General features: G+C 40.4%; 16 protein-coding genes. 6 read left to right on the top strand and 10 right to left on the bottom strand.

Features of this window, described 5'->3' with window-relative positions:
• Positions 1-8 precede the first annotated feature (8 nt).
• The 4 genes from purU (at position 9) to B9T30_RS03630 (ending at position 2,908) form a co-directional block, all read left to right on the top strand.
• Positions 9-875, top strand: a complete 867-nt coding sequence (gene purU, locus B9T30_RS03645) for a formyltetrahydrofolate deformylase (protein WP_086183817.1) — start codon at positions 9-11, stop codon at positions 873-875.
• A 208-nt stretch (positions 876-1,083) separates the two neighbouring features.
• Positions 1,084-1,860 (top strand): TonB family protein, encoded by a 777-nt coding sequence (locus tag B9T30_RS03640; RefSeq protein WP_086183816.1) that lies wholly within the window; start codon positions 1,084-1,086, stop codon positions 1,858-1,860.
• A gap of 20 nt (positions 1,861-1,880) precedes the next feature.
• Entirely contained in the window at positions 1,881-2,504 is a 624-nt protein-coding gene (locus B9T30_RS03635; RefSeq protein WP_086165038.1) for a MotA/TolQ/ExbB proton channel family protein, read from the top strand.
• Positions 2,504-2,908: an ExbD/TolR family protein gene (locus B9T30_RS03630; RefSeq protein ID WP_086183815.1), complete on the top strand. Its 405-nt coding sequence runs from the start codon at positions 2,504-2,506 to the stop codon at positions 2,906-2,908. Before B9T30_RS03635 ends, B9T30_RS03630 begins: the two co-directional genes overlap by 1 nt.
• A 66-nt stretch (positions 2,909-2,974) precedes the next feature.
• Here B9T30_RS03630 and msrA read toward each other — a convergent pair whose 3' ends face one another.
• The 5 genes from msrA to thyA all read right to left on the bottom strand — a co-directional run bounded on the left by msrA (position 2,975) and on the right by thyA (position 6,736).
• The gene (msrA, locus tag B9T30_RS03625) at positions 2,975-3,499 is read right to left on the bottom strand and encodes a peptide-methionine (S)-S-oxide reductase MsrA (protein ID WP_086183814.1); all 525 of its coding nucleotides are present in this window, start codon (positions 3,497-3,499) and stop codon (positions 2,975-2,977) included.
• 118 nt (positions 3,500-3,617) lie between these two features.
• A complete protein-coding gene (locus tag B9T30_RS03620) occupies positions 3,618-4,079 on the bottom strand; it encodes an META domain-containing protein (RefSeq protein WP_086183813.1) in 462 nt (153 codons plus the stop codon).
• Between the two features lie 101 nt (positions 4,080-4,180).
• The gene (locus B9T30_RS03615) at positions 4,181-5,242 is read right to left on the bottom strand and encodes a DUF4105 domain-containing protein (RefSeq protein ID WP_086183812.1); all 1,062 of its coding nucleotides are present in this window, start codon (positions 5,240-5,242) and stop codon (positions 4,181-4,183) included.
• 28 nt (positions 5,243-5,270) lie between these two features.
• Positions 5,271-5,783: a dihydrofolate reductase gene (locus tag B9T30_RS03610; protein WP_086183811.1), complete on the bottom strand. Its 513-nt coding sequence runs from the start codon at positions 5,781-5,783 to the stop codon at positions 5,271-5,273.
• Positions 5,784-5,893: 110 nt separating this feature from the next.
• On the bottom strand, positions 5,894-6,736 hold the full coding sequence (thyA, locus tag B9T30_RS03605; RefSeq protein WP_086183810.1) for a thymidylate synthase: 843 nt from the start codon (positions 6,734-6,736) through the stop codon (positions 5,894-5,896).
• A gap of 459 nt (positions 6,737-7,195) precedes the next feature.
• Between thyA and B9T30_RS03600 the strand changes: the two genes are divergently transcribed.
• The gene (locus B9T30_RS03600) at positions 7,196-7,726 is read left to right on the top strand and encodes a CHAP domain-containing protein (protein WP_086183809.1); all 531 of its coding nucleotides are present in this window, start codon (positions 7,196-7,198) and stop codon (positions 7,724-7,726) included.
• A 429-nt stretch (positions 7,727-8,155) separates the two neighbouring features.
• Here the strand turns inward: B9T30_RS03600 and B9T30_RS03595 are convergent, their stop codons facing one another.
• From B9T30_RS03595 to B9T30_RS03585, 3 genes are read right to left on the bottom strand one after another with little or no spacing between them, the layout of a single operon-like run.
• Positions 8,156-9,559, bottom strand: a complete 1,404-nt coding sequence (locus B9T30_RS03595) for an efflux transporter outer membrane subunit (protein WP_086183808.1) — start codon at positions 9,557-9,559, stop codon at positions 8,156-8,158.
• A gap of 12 nt (positions 9,560-9,571) precedes the next feature.
• Entirely contained in the window at positions 9,572-11,551 is a 1,980-nt protein-coding gene (locus B9T30_RS03590; protein ID WP_086183807.1) for a MacB family efflux pump subunit, read from the bottom strand.
• A gap of 2 nt (positions 11,552-11,553) precedes the next feature.
• Positions 11,554-12,876, bottom strand: coding sequence for a MacA family efflux pump subunit (locus B9T30_RS03585; RefSeq protein WP_086183806.1), 1,323 nt, complete (start codon positions 12,874-12,876; stop codon positions 11,554-11,556).
• Between the two features lie 622 nt (positions 12,877-13,498).
• Here B9T30_RS03585 and B9T30_RS03580 point away from each other — a divergent pair.
• The gene (locus B9T30_RS03580; RefSeq protein WP_086183805.1) at positions 13,499-13,948 is read left to right on the top strand and encodes a bacteriohemerythrin; all 450 of its coding nucleotides are present in this window, start codon (positions 13,499-13,501) and stop codon (positions 13,946-13,948) included.
• Positions 13,949-13,959: 11 nt separating this feature from the next.
• Here B9T30_RS03580 and holA read toward each other — a convergent pair whose 3' ends face one another.
• Entirely contained in the window at positions 13,960-14,943 is a 984-nt protein-coding gene (holA, locus tag B9T30_RS03575) for a DNA polymerase III subunit delta (protein WP_086183804.1), read from the bottom strand.
• A 16-nt stretch (positions 14,944-14,959) separates the two neighbouring features.
• Positions 14,960-15,496, bottom strand: coding sequence for an LPS assembly lipoprotein LptE (lptE, locus tag B9T30_RS03570; RefSeq protein ID WP_086165025.1), 537 nt, complete (start codon positions 15,494-15,496; stop codon positions 14,960-14,962).
• Positions 15,497-15,548: the final 52 nt, after the last annotated feature.

Below are 15,548 nucleotides of genomic sequence, written 5' to 3'. Positions count from 1 at the left end.
AAACCAACATGAATATGACCACTGCTAACACAGCACGTTTACTGATTACTTGCGAGGATAAACCAGGGATCGTGCAAGCTGTATCGAGCTTTTTGTATCATCAAGGAGCAAATATTACCGCACTTGATCAATACGCGACTGAAGCTCAGGGCGGGCGTTATTTCATGCGTGTTGAGTTTGAACTGGATAATTTGCAAAGCCGTAAAGAAAGTTTAACCCACACTTTTGCCAGCAATGTTGCAGAGCGCTATAACATGCATTGGCGTTTGGCATTGGTGAGTGATGTTAAAAAAGTTGGTGTTTTAGTCTCTAGAGTTGATCATGCTTTGCTTGAGCTGTTGTGGCGTCATGCGCGTGGTGGTTTGCCATGTGAAATTACAACAGTAGTGTCAAATCATGAAGATTTACGTGAATCAGTTGAAAATTTTGGTATTCCTTTTGTTGTTGTCCCTGTGAATAAAGACAATAAAGAAGAAGCTTACGCAAAAATTGATGAGATCATGCAGGGCAACGACTTACTTGTACTTGCACGTTATATGCAAATCTTAAGTGAAAGCTTTGTTTCTAAATGGGAAATGAAGATTATTAATATCCATCATTCATTTTTACCTGCCTTTGTCGGTGCTAATCCGTATAAGCAAGCCTATGAAAAAGGGGTGAAACTGATTGGTGCAACAGCGCATTATGTAACGGCTGATCTCGATCAAGGTCCAATCATTGAACAAGATGTAGAGCGAGTAAATCACGATTTTACCGTTGATCAATTACGTGAACTTGGACAGGATGTCGAGCGCAATGTTTTGGCGCGTGCGGTGAAATGGCATCTAGAAGACCGTATTATTGTCGATGGTAATAAGACGGTTGTTTTCCAATAGTTTTTTAAAATGATCGATTCAAAAGGTATGCTTTAGGCATGCCTTTTTTGTTTTTGATTTAAAAAACTCATTAAAACTTTCGAATTAATAGTTGCAAATGAAAACACTTCTCATTTATTATTAGGCTACTTTAATTGTACTAACCGATGAGTTTGATTGTTTAAATCTTTATTGATCAACAATCGCTTGAATTAGGTAACTGATTTTAATGAGTCAATCTTCTGCTCTACATATGCAAACTCCCAATCCGATGAAAAAGAAAATTATCACCGCACTTATTGCAGTGGTGGTCGGTCATATGGGCGTGTTATGGGCGGTGGGGCAAATGAAGACCCCTGAACTCAAACCGATTGAAAAGGAACCTTTACAAGTTCGTTTTGTTAAAATTCAAGAGCCACCAAAGGCGTTACCTCCAAAGCCTAAAGCTGAACCGAAAAAAGAAAAGCCGAAGCCTAAAGAAGTAAAACAAGTTAAAATTGTAGAAAAGCAGCTTCCTCCACCGCCGAAAAAGGTCGAGAAAGTTCAACAAGTTAAAAAAGCAGAAACGGCAAAACCGGTTGTGAAACCTGTTGAGGCGAAACCTACGCCATCTCCTGTTGTAACGACTACTGTTTCTGAAACGAAAGTGATTAAATCTGCACCAGCGCCTGCACCTGTTTCACCCCCAGCACCATCAACACCACCTTCCCCGAAAAGTGTATCGATTGGTGGTTCGGGAGTGCAATGGAGTCGTTCGCCTAAACCGTCATATAACAATAAAGATTTAGATGGTCAAACGCGTACGGTGGTGGTGCATATTGAAGCAAATGAAAAAGGGGTGATTACTTCTGCGCGTATTGCACGTTCAAGTGGTGTTGCTGCTTTAGATGAAAAGATTTTACGCTCAGTGCGTAGTTCCAAATTCAAACCGTACAAAGAAAATGGCGTGGCTTATCCAATTAGTGCTGACCAACCATTTGAATTGACATTGAACCCTAACGGCTAACTTTTATCAGGAGTTCGAGTATGAACTTTTCAGTTTATTGGCAACATGCAGATGCGGTGAGTAAAACCCTGTATTTCGTGTTATTGGCAATGTCGATTACAACATGGACGATCTTCGTTTTACGTTTAATCGGGACTCGCCAACTGAAGCAACAAGCTTATGCTCAACTTTCTCAAGCGTTAAGCAAGTTAAAAGCAAAATTTTCGCCTTTGAATTTTGAACAACGTAAAGCGGTTGCAGAACAAGCTTTATTGCGTCAAATTTCTGCGGAAAAAGCAAATGCGGAAAAAGGTGTTGCTGTTTTAGGTACGATTGCTTCACTAGCACCTTTTGTCGGCTTATTTGGTACAGTTTGGGGTATTTTTCATGCCTTGGTTGCTGTCGGTAAAAGTGGTCAAGCTGGTTTAGCACAAGTGGCAACCCCAGTGGGCGAAGCGTTGATTATGACTGGTTTAGGTTTGGCGGTCGCTATTCCTGCGGTACTGGCTTATAACATTTGTGCACGTGCGAACCGTAGCTTTGCACATGAGTTACAAGACCAAGCACACGGTTTGTTAATTGACACCATGTTGCAACAAGATTCTGCTGCACAAAAAGTAGAAGCCAAAGCAACACAACAAGGTTTAGTTGGAGGTCAAGCTTAATGGGCTTTCAATTGGGTGAAGACAACGATGCAGGCATGAATGAGATGAATCTCATTCCACTCATCGATATTATGTTGGTATTGATGATCATCTTCTTGGTGACAGCAACCGTTGCTAACCCATCAATTCCATTAACTTTACCAAAAACCACAGCGGAAATTACTCAGCCGCCACCTAAAGCAATCACCGTAAGTATTAATGCCAATGGTGAAGTGGCTTGGAATGCCGAAGTGATTAGTTTAGATGAGTTACAAACTCGTTTGAATGAAGCGGGTCAAGCTGAACGTAAGCCAACGGTTCAATTACGTGCAGATAAAGAAGCACGTTATGATACTGTTGCACAAGTCATGTCACGTGCGAGCGAAGCCGGGCTCAGTGATATTGCTTTCCTTAGTGATAACTAATCCGATCATTTAAAAAGCGACCTTAAGGTCGCTTTTTTATTTCTGAAATTTGCTCCAAAATAGAGATTATTCAGACTTAAGTAAGTGTTGAAACTTACTGCGTAATTTCATTAATTTGGGTGGAATCGCAAAGTTACAGTAGCCTTGTGATGGATTACGGGCAAAAAAGTTTTGGTGATATTCTTCAGCAGGGTAAAATTTTGGTGCAGGGCTCAGTTCAGTCACCATATTTAAACCATCAGCTTTGAGTTGATCAATGCTTTGTTGCGCTTGCTGTTGCTGTTCATCATTGAGGTAATAAATCACAGAACGATATTGCGTCCCGATGTCATTGCCTTGACGATTTAACGTGGTTGGATCATGGGTGGTGAAAAATACATCTAAAAGTTGTTCGAAGCTAATTTGTGTCTCATCATAATCAATCAAAATGACTTCTGCATGGTTGCTGTCACCACGACAAATATCGTCATAATTAGGGTTGTCAGTATGACCGCCTGCATAACCGCTGACCACTTTCTGCACACCTTTAAGCTGTAAAAATATGGCTTCGACACACCAAAAACATCCACCACCAAATAATGCTTGTTGCATGGTTTTATCCTGTATTTGTTTATTGTTTTTAATATAGGGGCTTTTTATGAAGCTACAATGTCTTTATTGATGGTTGAAAGTAAAAAGTCTGACTGAACAGACTTTTTATCGTTGCAATTTAGCGCGGTTGAACTGAGCTTTTAAACTGAATCAGGACATTGCCATGACGATCAAGCAATTTGAGTGTTTTACCAAATACTTGATAGTTTGCCACTTGATCTAATGCTTGGTTAAATTTTTGAGAGACATTGTTGTTGTCTAAACATGCCATTTTTGTTCCTGCCATTTGACTCAAGACTAAGCTATCTCGTCCAGCTTCATAGCTGCCCATAATACGGTTGCAGCCATCCGCGCCACTTACGCGCTTTGTTGCTGCATCAAATTGTAAGCTTGGAATGTTGTGTGCGCTGGGTGCGGTTTTAATTTCGCTATTACCAATATGTGTTGCAATCCAAGTTTTGTTTTGCAATTGAATTAAGTTTGCAGTTTCAATGGTCGAAGAGGCGTTTGGCACCGTTTCACAACCTGTAAAAGCAAGCGCTGCACCAATGATACTGATCGTTAATAATTTTTTTAACATCTTCATGTCTCATTTTTTAATTTAACTTATAGGCTATATAAGCAAAAAAAAATGTATTTAACTAGCTTTAAATGTATGTTTTTTATTTTAAAGTTGCAGTTTTATTGTGGGTTCTCGATTTTTCTTTGCGGTAAATTTTGCCGAATAAGCGCTGAATATTGTGTGCTAGAAAGATCATTTAACTCACTGACCCGTGGGTTGATATGCGCTTTTTCATACCATTGTTTCATGCTAAGGTCATGTGAAATAGCATTTAAGTCATACAGATAATTGGGTAAATAACCTGAAGCCAGTAGACGATAATCGATTGGTAAATGTTGTTTAGATACCGCTTGCACCATATCAAAGACTAGCGTGGTGCAGTTACTGGTCAGCGTGTTATACCATTTGGGCTGTTTTTTTAAGTCATTGGATTTGCGTAGATATTGTTCAAATAAAGCGCGGCTTTCTGCTTTCGACATGTTGATGGGAAAGAAATAGACCTGTTCACCACGGCTATTACTACGCGTATAAATTAAATCTTTTTCATCCGCAGCCACAAGACTGAGTTCATATTTTCTAAAAAAACCACCAATGGTCGAAAATTCTTCATTTTTTTCTTTGCGAATTTCAATCGAGAAGGTGAGTGGTCGGCTATTGGCAAAATCAAAACTCACCAAAGTATGGGCAATACGTGGTCCCATCCAGTAGGAGGTAATAATATTGACCCCTGTGATTTGCTTTAAATCAAACTGGCGAGATTCCCAGCGTTCATCATAATGACCATCTGCATGCCAATTAAAATTACGGACATTGTGTAAGGTGACAAGATCGCCTTGTTGTTCATAAGCAAGCACTTGCGCAACTTCGCGATTCCAGTCACGATCTTGTTTGGCTTCTAAGCCAAAATACCAGCATAAGCCGCAGAGCAAGCCAAGTATATACAGCAAGATATCGGTGTGACGGCTAAAGAAAGCTTGGGTAGTATAAATTCCAATAATACTGAGTGCAAAAGCAATCCAGATGCCAATCAGTATACGGGTCATCAACCCACCTAACGGTTCTTGGAACCATAAAGCAAGACACAGCCAAATAGAGGACAAAATAACAAACAGACTGAATATGGAGTGCAGTAGCCCCATACCCAAAGCAGTAAAAAATTCTGTTTTTCCAATATTATGCATATTTGACTGTGATAAATAATTCTTTGCTTTATTTTCGATATGTTGCGAACTCGAAAGCAATCCCTGTTTTGTCGTCAATATGTTGTTCCGCTGCGACCTTTTTAAATTCAGTGGGAATTTCTGGATAATAGGCATCGCCTTGAACATCAAGTTCGACATGAGTCAGTTCTAGGCGATCAGTAATATTCATGGTTTGTTTGAAAATTTCACCACCGCCAATAATAAAAATGCTGGTCGGTTTTTCAGAAGCCTGTACATCGGCAACAGCTTGAGTTAAAGCATCTTCAATTGAATACGCGACTTTTGTCCCTTCAAATGACCAGTTGTGGTCACGAGTAATGACCCAATTGACCCGTTTTGGCAGGGTACGTCCCATAGACTCTAGTGTTTTACGTCCCATGATTACGACACTACCTTGGGTGATGGCTTTAAAGTGTTTGAGATCAGCAGAAATATGCCAAGGTAAATCATTTGCTTTACCAATGCAGCGTTGTTGATCCATTGCTACAACGTGAACAACTTCTAAATTTTGAAATGTCATAAAGCTCGCCTTAATTTTGATATCCCCCAAACTTAAATTTGAAAGTCCGCCTTGATAAAGGCGGATTTCGAGGAATTATGATTTGGGGGTATAAATATGAAAAGAACCAATTAAACCGCAACAGGGGCTTTAATACCCGGATGTGATTGGTAATCGACAATTTCGAAATCTTCAAATTTAAATGCGAAGATGTCTTTGATTTCTGGATTTAATTTCAGTTGGCACAGTGGCATTGGCTCACGGCTTAATTGCAATTGTGCTTGTTCAAAATGGTTCACATATAAATGTGTATCACCACCCGTCCAAACGAACTCACCCACGTCTAAACCGCAGACTTGGGCAATCATATGAGTAAGGAGTGCATAGCTGGCAATGTTAAATGGAACACCTAAGAACACGTCTGCGCTACGTTGATACAATTGGCAAGAGAGTTTGCCGTTCTGCACAAAGAACTGGAACAGGGTGTGACAAGGTGGAAGGGCAACATTGCCCGCTTCATTTGGATTCCAACCCGAGACAATTAAACGACGTGAATTTGGATTGGTTTTAATTTCGTTGATTAACCATTGAATTTGGTCAAAACCATCTTGCTCATATAAGCCATCCGCTTTTTTCGTCGCACCAAAATTACGCCATTGATGACCGTAAACGGGACCAAGCTCGCCTTCAGGACGACCAAAACGCGCCGTTTGTTCTGCGGTTGACCATTCATCCCAAATTGAAACTTTGTTGTCTTGGAGGTATTTCACGTTGGTGTCGCCTTTGAGGAACCATAATAATTCAATCGCGATAGAGCGAAAATGAACTTTTTTGGTGGTCAATAACGGAAAACCTTGAGCAAGATTAAAGCGCATTTGATGACCAAATACAGAACGTGTACCTGTTCCAGTACGATCGCCTTTGTCGCCACCGTTGTCGAGGATGTGTTGTAAAAGGTCTAAATACGCTTTCATAAAAATTCCAAAAAGTTGAGTTCCCCTAAGCACAAACCTCATCATTGAAGGCTTGTTGCGAAAGGATCATCTAAGTCGAGTTAACCTAGCAGTCTATACTAAAATGAGGGCTTTTTTAAGCGTTAAGCATGGGCAATTGGGCTGAGGCGTGGGGCCAGAAATACCGAATTTGAATGTAATATTGCTGGGTCATGGGCTGGAATATTGAGAAAAAAGACCTATTACTGCGCTATTTGCGGAGTGAATTTTTTTGCAGATGAATTTTATTTTACTTTTACAGTACTAAAAATAAATTAAAAAATAGCCAGTTAGTGCTTCTGTGTTAACAAAGACAAAATATCTTACATATTTTATATGAAAAATTAACATTCTGGCATTACCATTCACAGCTGATAAATAATCAAGTATGTGTATTGCAAACGGTAAGTGCAGTGCTTAAAGAGAAATTAGAGGTTTGGAATGGTTTATGATCAACATGTGGATATGCACGATATTCATGCACCTACAGCAACAGAAATCATTATTCGTTCAAAAGCAGGTCAAAGCTATAAATCTACAGTAAATCCAGATGCGATCATCAGACCAGAAAAATCAAAAAATAAAAACTATACCTCTGGCAGTGCGCAGCGAATTGATATTGATAAATTCACCCAAAGATTGCAAAGTATTACCCGTCAAACCAGTTCAAAAAAATGTGCAAAAAGTATCAGGGTGGCTTTGGAGTCAGCTGGTGCGCAGTTCAAAAGCCATCCTATTGCTGCCTCGGATTGGGGCAACACCCTGATGAAAATTGGGTATAGACAAATTAACCCTAAGTTTGATGCACCTAAACAAGGGGATATTTATATTATTCGTCGAACCAATAAGCATACCTATGGTCATATTGCTGGGTTTACGGGTACGCAATGGGTGTCTGATTTTAGACAAAAAAGTTATGATGTGTATAAAGAAAGTGGTTTGACTTACCAATATTATCGCCCTGATTTTTAAGTGCTTAAATATGAGCAAATTGCTTAAAGAATAAAAGCTCCGACTGGGGCTTTTATTCTTTAAGCTGACCAAGAAATGTGTCACAAGGGTAATACCAGTCAGTTAAGGATTTTAGAAATAAAGTCCTTAGTTTTTAGTTATTCATGACGGAGTCTTATATTTTTAAATTAACTACTTGGAGCTCATCTATTACTTTGGATAAGCCCAAAGTAATCAAAGGCATTTGTCATCCGCAAAACTCGCCAAATCCCTTTTATTGATTAATAAATCGCAAAAACCTTACTTTTTTAAAATAGTTTTGCCTCGAACAGTTGCGGATGACGTTTCCGCGTGTCCAATAACATCATGAGTTTAAAAAATAAAATGCCAGTCAATTTTTTAACTGACTGGCATTAGTTACAAGGGCACTTGTTATTGGGGGCTTTTAGCTTAAGGTAACGGTTTGATTGGACTACCGCCTAAAGCCTGCATCAAGGTGACATAGGCATTGTATTGGCTTTGCTTAGTTTGTACTAAAGACAGTTGTGCATTACGCGTGGTGGCTTGTGCATCTAATAGATTTTTAAGTGCAATGGCACCGTTACGATAACGCACTTCAGTTAAACGCTCAGTTTTTTCAGCAAGTAGGACATTGCGTTCTTGCAGCGCCACTTGTTTATTCAATTCAGTCCGTGCCGACAACGCATTTTCAACATCAGCAAATGCTTGATACAAGGTTTGACGATATTGAAGAATCGATTTTTCATAATCCAAATCACTGATTGCCAAATCTTTTTTCATATCGTTGTATTGCAAAAACGGTAAACTCAGGCTTGCGCCCAAAGTTAAAGCCGGATTTTGCAATAGATTGCTTAACGATGTACTGGATGAACCTAAATTGCCAGTCAAGCTGATTGACGGGTAATAACTGGCTTTGGTGGCATCTTTGCTGGCTAAGGTTTTACGTAAACGTAATTCGGCAGCCTGTAAGTCTGGACGACGCGCAAGCAAGTCCGCAGGTAAGCCTGCTGCAATGTTGGGCAGCCCAATACGCGGTAAGCGAGTGGGTTCTTGAATATTGAGTTGCTGTACGGGCATGTGCAGTAAAACGGCCAAAGCAGTACGTGCTTCTACGCGCTGCTGTTCAATTTGACTTAACGTGGCTTTTTGGCTTTGTACGGCTTGTTCCGCAGAGGTCAGGTCTAAACCTGACACTGCACCCGCACGATATTGGGTACGCACCAGTTCATAAGTTTTCTGTGTGCTGGCTAGGTTTTGCTGCGCAATTTGATAACGCTCATTGAGATAACCCAATTGCCAATATAAGTTGGCAGTGGTCGCAATTAAGCTTTGCGCGGTACTTTGCAAGTCTTGTTCAGTTGCCAGTGCTTCCCAACGTGTTGCTTCTGTTTGGTTCGCAAGTTTTCCAAACAAGTCCAATTCATAGCTGACACCACCGCTCAGTGACAAGCCACGTGAAGAGTCATCACCTGAATTTAGTTCAATATTGTGCCCCGCAGAGATACTTGAGCTGACACGTGGGCCTTGTTTATTTTGCGCTAAGCCTGCTTGTAATCGTGCTTGCTGTAAATTAATCCCTGCAACGGCTAAATCAGTATTGCTGCTGAGGACTTGATTGACCAATTGATTGAGCTGAGTATCACCAAATAAAGTCCACCATTGATCTGCATAAACATTGGCATGCACTTGTTGGCTTATGACTTTACTGTTTTGAAAATGATTTGGGATGTTTACACTCGGTTGTTGATACGGTGTTTTCACCACCGCAGCGCAACCGACCAGCGAACTACTCAATATGAGGGCCGTGGCAAGTTTGCTAAAATTCATCTGCATTTTTGAGTATCCTTATTCGCGAGAAAGTGCATCTACAGGATTTAACTGTGCTGCATTACGGGCAGGGATAAAGCCAAAGATAATCCCAATCATGCTTGAACAAACGAAGGCTGCAATAATAGAGGTGGTTGAATAGGCCATTTGGAAAGTATCACTGGCAAAATGACCAATCAACTGTCCAATACCTAAAGATAAAAGTACGCCTAAGATACCGCCTAAAATACACACCAATACTGCTTCAATCAGGAACTGTTGCAAGATGTCACTTTGCCGTGCCCCAACCGCCATACGTACGCCAATTTCTTGAGTTCGTTCCGTTACTGAAACCAGCATAATATTCATTACACCAATTCCTCCAACAATCAATGAAATGACCGCGATTGCAGAGACGAGCAGGGTCATGGTTTGTGTGGTCTGCTGAATGGTTTCTCGAATACTGTCCGAATTTTGGGTAAAGACATCTTGCGCACCATGACGTTGCACCAATAAATTTAGAATGGCATTTTCAGCGGCAGCACTTGGATATTCATCCTTCACACGGACAATGATGCTGCGGACATTCGACTGTCCCAGCATACGGCTCATGACGGTCGAGTAGGGGAGGTAAACATTTAAGCTGTCAGAATTTCCCATCATTGATTTTTGCGCTTCAATCACGCCAATAATACGACTCGGCACACTGCCCAAAAGGATGACTTGACCTACAGGATTCGTCCCATCGCTAAAGAAGGTTTTTTGGGTGTTGTCATCAATCACCACATCTTGAGCACGTTCAGTCACGCCTTCTTTGTCAAAAGGTTGTCCAGATTGAAAAGTCATGCCTCTGACATAGAAAAAGTCTTCACTTACTCCATTTACCGTGGCAGATGCCTCAGTATCTTTAAATCGGGCCGTAACGCTGCTGGTGACGGAAGGGCTGACCCCATCGACATAAGGCTGCTCAGCTAAAGCTTCACCATCGGCAGGAACCAAGGTTTTGACTTGGGCTGTTTTAGAGTTGTCGCCAAAACCACGACCTTGGAATACGGTAATGGTGTTGGTGCCTAAGCTACTAATATTTTCTAAAATTTGTTTTTGCGAGCCATTTCCAAGTGCCACCACTGAAACGACCGATGCAATGCCAATAATAATCCCAAGCATGGTCAGGAAGGTCCGCATACGGTGCGCATTCATGGCCAATAATGCCATGCGAAAGGCTTCAGCCAGTCGATCTGCTGCTGAACGCCAAGAAGGCGTTTTCTTTTGTGGTGTGCGATCGAGTTGCTGCTTTTCAAGTACTTCGCCATCCGACTCAGGCACATTGACACGATCGGAAATAATATTACCGTCACTAATTTCAATAATGCGTGAGGCATTTTTTGCCACGTTCATGTCGTGGGTAACGAGGATGATGGTATGACCTTTGGCATTGAGTTCACGTAAAATACGTATTACTTCAATACCACTGTTTTTATCCAATGCACCTGTGGGTTCATCGGCTAAGATCACATCACCGCCGTTCATTAATGCACGCGCAATCGAAACACGTTGTTGCTGACCGCCTGAAAGTTGACTGGGGCGGTTTTGGGTTTTTTCAGCTAGACCTAAATCAGAAAGCAGTTGGGTTGAGCGTTGTTGTCGTGCAGAGGCATCGACCCCTGCATAAATGGCTGGAACTTCGACGTTGCCTGCGGCAGTCAAATCGCCCAATAAGTGATAACGCTGAAAAATAAAACCAAAATATTCACGACGTAGTTGTGCGAGTTCATCAGCTTCTAATTTGCGTGTTTCACGCCCTTTGACCTGATAACTGCCCGCTGTGGGTTGATCTAAACATCCGAGAATGTTCATTAGGGTGGATTTACCCGAACCCGATTGCCCAACAATGGCGACCAGTTCTCCAGCATAAATCTCTAAATTGATGCCCTTTAGAATCTGAATGGTGTTTTCCCCAGCAGGGAATTCACGAGTCAGATCGGTGACCTTGAGCAAAGGTGCTTGATTTTGACTCATGATTACATTCTCATTGGACCAGCGCCTGCGCGGTTACTACGTTTTGCAGCATCATTTGAGGTGTCTGAAGCATCTGCAATCACCACTTTGTCACCTTGTTTTAAGCCTTTGATGATTTGGGCAGTGACGCGATTATTTAAGCCCACCAATACCGCTTGAGGTTTTGCTGTGCCATCGGCTTGAACCACGCGAACCATAGATAAAGACGCTTTACCTTGTTCGATGAGTGATTTTTCTTCCGCAGATAGCTCGAGACGTTTCGGACGATTTGTCTGAGTTTGATCGGTTGAACTTTTCGCTGTTGGTTCTTTTGCTGTATCGCTACGTTTCGCTTGAGAACGGTTTGAGCCTTGTATTGCTGCTGCAGGAATGGTTAAGACATTTTTGGCTTCATTGAGAATGATATAAACTTGTGCCGTCATATCAATGCGTAATTTGCCATCTTCATTCGGTACATCAAATAATGCGTTGTAATAAATCGCAGTACTAGACGATGATGTACTACTGGTTTCAGTATTAATTGAATCCGGTGCAGGTTCTACTTGGCGTAATTTTGCATAATGTTTTTTATCGCTATTGCCCAAAGTGGTGAAATAAACGATCTGACCTTGTTCAACTTTCATGACATCGGCTTCAGAAATTTCAGCCTTAATGGTCATGGTGTCAAGTTTTGCTAATTTAACAATGGTGGGTGCACTTTGGTTGGCATTTACGGTTTGACCTTCTTCAGTCACAATCGCAACAATCGTGCCGTCCATTGGCGCAATAATTTGGGTATAGCCCAAATCTTCTTTGGCTGTTGCAAGCGTTAAGCGAGATTGTTCGATTTGTGCATTAATGGCCAAAATATCCGCTTGTGCCGTTTTATAGCTGGCCAATGCTGACTCTAATTCTGCACGAGATGTTGCATCTTGTGCATACATGGCTTGTTGACGCTGATATTCAGATTGTACTTTGGCCAGATTGGCTTGTTTGACTGCCAATTGAGCTTGTTGGTTTTTAATACTGGCTTCAGCGGTTTTTAAATCATTTTCCTGACGAATCGAATCAATTTGAGCAATCAGCTGACCTTGTTTCACTGGGTCACCTAATTTGACATACATTTTTTTTACCTGACCTGAAACCTGAGCACCAACACTGACCATTTTGGTCGCTTCAAGTACGCCTGTGGCAAGCACAGAATCTTCAATATCACCACGTACAACTTCAGAGCTAATATATTGGGGCTGCTGCTGCTGAGGTTTAAAGAAAAACCATGCAGTAACTGCAATAGCCAGAATACAGACCACAGCAACGATTATTTTGGATGGTTTTATTTTTGGCATAGTGATCGTAAGAATTCAAAAAATTAAATAGAGTATAAAAGTTAAATAAGGATAAAACGTGAACTTTTTAAAAACAAATGAGAATTGTTTTCTCTTGGGATGAATTTGCTCAAGATAGAATAGATCAATTTCTAGATGATCCGTTTCGATGATTATCAGCAGGCTCATGCCGATATACTCAGTAAAATAGACAGTGACCTAACTGAGGTTTAAATGTGATATTAAAATATTTTTTTACATAATTTCTATAAAATTTCATTCATATTTTTTAAAGCCATAATTCAGAATATTGTTTGTGAATTTGATGCACTCTTATTTTTAGCTTGTTTGTAAATATGCTCAAAAGTCTTGCTGTGAGAAGAGATATTTGAAAAACCAGCTGAACTGTCGGTGCTGTAATGGTTTTATATTGCCAATTATTGCTGATTTTTGAATCTGAAAATTTAGCGGGTTATTTTCTATAAATACCTAAAAAATCTATATTTTATCTGTAGATTTAAATAAAAAAAACTTGTAAGATTAAAACCATAAAATAATTATGGGATTAATGGTAAAAACATTAAGCATCATAATTGTGCGAAAAATCATTACTTTAATACGGACATTTGTGAGGGGATAAAGCATGGAGTGGAATGAAAGTTATAATATTGGAATCGATGTGATTGATAATCAGCATCGCCAAATTTTAGATTATATTAATAGATTAGAACAAATCAGAATCTGTGGGCAGCGCGATAAAATTAAAGAAGTTTTAGATGATTTAATTGATTATACCCAGTCACATTTTAGCTTCGAAGAAAACTTACTTGAACAAGTGCGTTATCAGTATTTACCTTCCCATAGAGGTATACATGAATTATTTGTTAAACGACTGAATGATTATCGGCATAAATTTGATCAGGGGGAATCTGTTGAAAATGATTTGTATCGATTGCTGTCAAAGTGGTTGATTAATCATATTCAACATGATGATCAAGATTATGTCGATGCGGTGCGTGATAATATGCTGCATTATTTACGCGCACAAGAACAGAAAAAGGGTAAAAGTTGGTTTTCACGTTTTTTCAACTAAGTAGTCGATGATCAAAATAAGCTTTTACCACACATGCTGCTAATGGCTTGTAGTATTAGATGTTCAGAGTTTTCTTTGGACATCCCTTTAATAGCAGCATCAATTCTCATCAATAGTTGGGGCCAAGTCAGAAAACAGTTTGGGTTGAGCCGTCTAAGAGCTTGTTGATATTGACTGACTTTATTTTTCCAAATACCCAGTTGTAGGGCATTTTGTGGTTGCTCAAACAATTGCATCAGTAAGCGCATTTCTTTGCTAATGCTCCATAAAATCAGACTCATGGGTTCGCCTGAGGCAACCAAATATTGAAAAATTTTAATTGCTTGGGCTAAGTTTCCAGCAAGAAGTGCATCATTTAAGTCGTAGGTGGTATAGCGCGATTGATCCTGTAAACAGGAGTACAAATGGTCAATCTGAATGATATCTACATCGGCAAAAGTATCACTGACGCGCATGAGACTGTTTTTTGCCGCCAGTAAATTGTGCTCATGGTGCTGCTCAAGCCATTGCCAAGCATCGCTGGCCAATTTAATCCCGAGCTTTTCTGCCTCAATGCTTAAAATCCGTTGTCGATCTTGTGGATAGTTGGCAGTCAGAGGCACAGTGACGCCATTGGCATCCACGACTTGGAAAAAACTGGATTTTAAACTGCTGCTGTCTTGTTTGGGCATCACCACCAGCAACAGGTTTTGCTCATTGTGTTGAATATAGTTTTTCAGCAGTTTAAGACTACTGGCATCTGGCTTAATATTGCCATGTACTTCAATTGCCAATTGAGTGGAAAAGAGCGATAAGCTATTTAAAGCATTAAAAACATTTTTCCAATCACTGACATTGTTAATGTCATAGCGCTGCCGTTCAATTTCTTGTTTGTGCCAACTTTGACGAAAAGCATCCAGTAAATTTTGTTCAAGTAATGGCTCTTGACCATACATAATCCAAGCGCCGCGAGCTTCGTCAACACGTTTCAGTGCTTGTGGATAGTCAAGTTTCATAACTACAAGTCTATATTTAAGGTTGTGTTGCTGGAAGGGTCGGTTTGGTCACAACTTTCGGTAAACGATTGGATGAAATTTGACGCACAATTTGCTGTGCTACATCATCCACAATCACTTGGTTTAAAAACTTTTGTTCTTGGTCATCTGTGTTTACTGTTGCCACATCATATTGATAGCTACGTGAAGCGGTAATGGTTCGAGCTTCAGTCACAGGATGACCTTGTGCATCTTCAATACGGAAAGTCACAGTTAAACGCAGTAAAGTTTCTACCAATTTACCGTTAAGCTCTTGACGTTGTGGAGTGTATTCCAGTACGCGTAACACATAAGCATCGGAATTATTGCTCAGCTGAATACCCGTTGCACCCAAATAAATCGCCAGTTTTTCGTGTAATTCTTCGGTGTTATTTGGCAGTGCTAAACTCATTTTAGAGTACGCGGCAGGGGCAGTCGTTGGGTTCATGCCTTTTAAATGGAAACCACAACCGACTAAGCTGGCACTTAGCCCCAAAGTTAATACAACCGCTGCAACACGTTGAACTAAGTGCATGCTTTTTCCTCTGTTTTATCCCAAAGATGGGTAAATGAATTTCTGAGTTGAT

The sequence above is a fragment of the Acinetobacter sp. ANC 4973 genome (assembly GCF_002135275.1).
Classification (GTDB): domain Bacteria; phylum Pseudomonadota; class Gammaproteobacteria; order Pseudomonadales; family Moraxellaceae; genus Acinetobacter; species Acinetobacter kyonggiensis.
The sequence above is the reverse complement of the archived record's forward strand: the minus strand, read 5'-3'. Positions and strand labels throughout refer to the sequence as shown.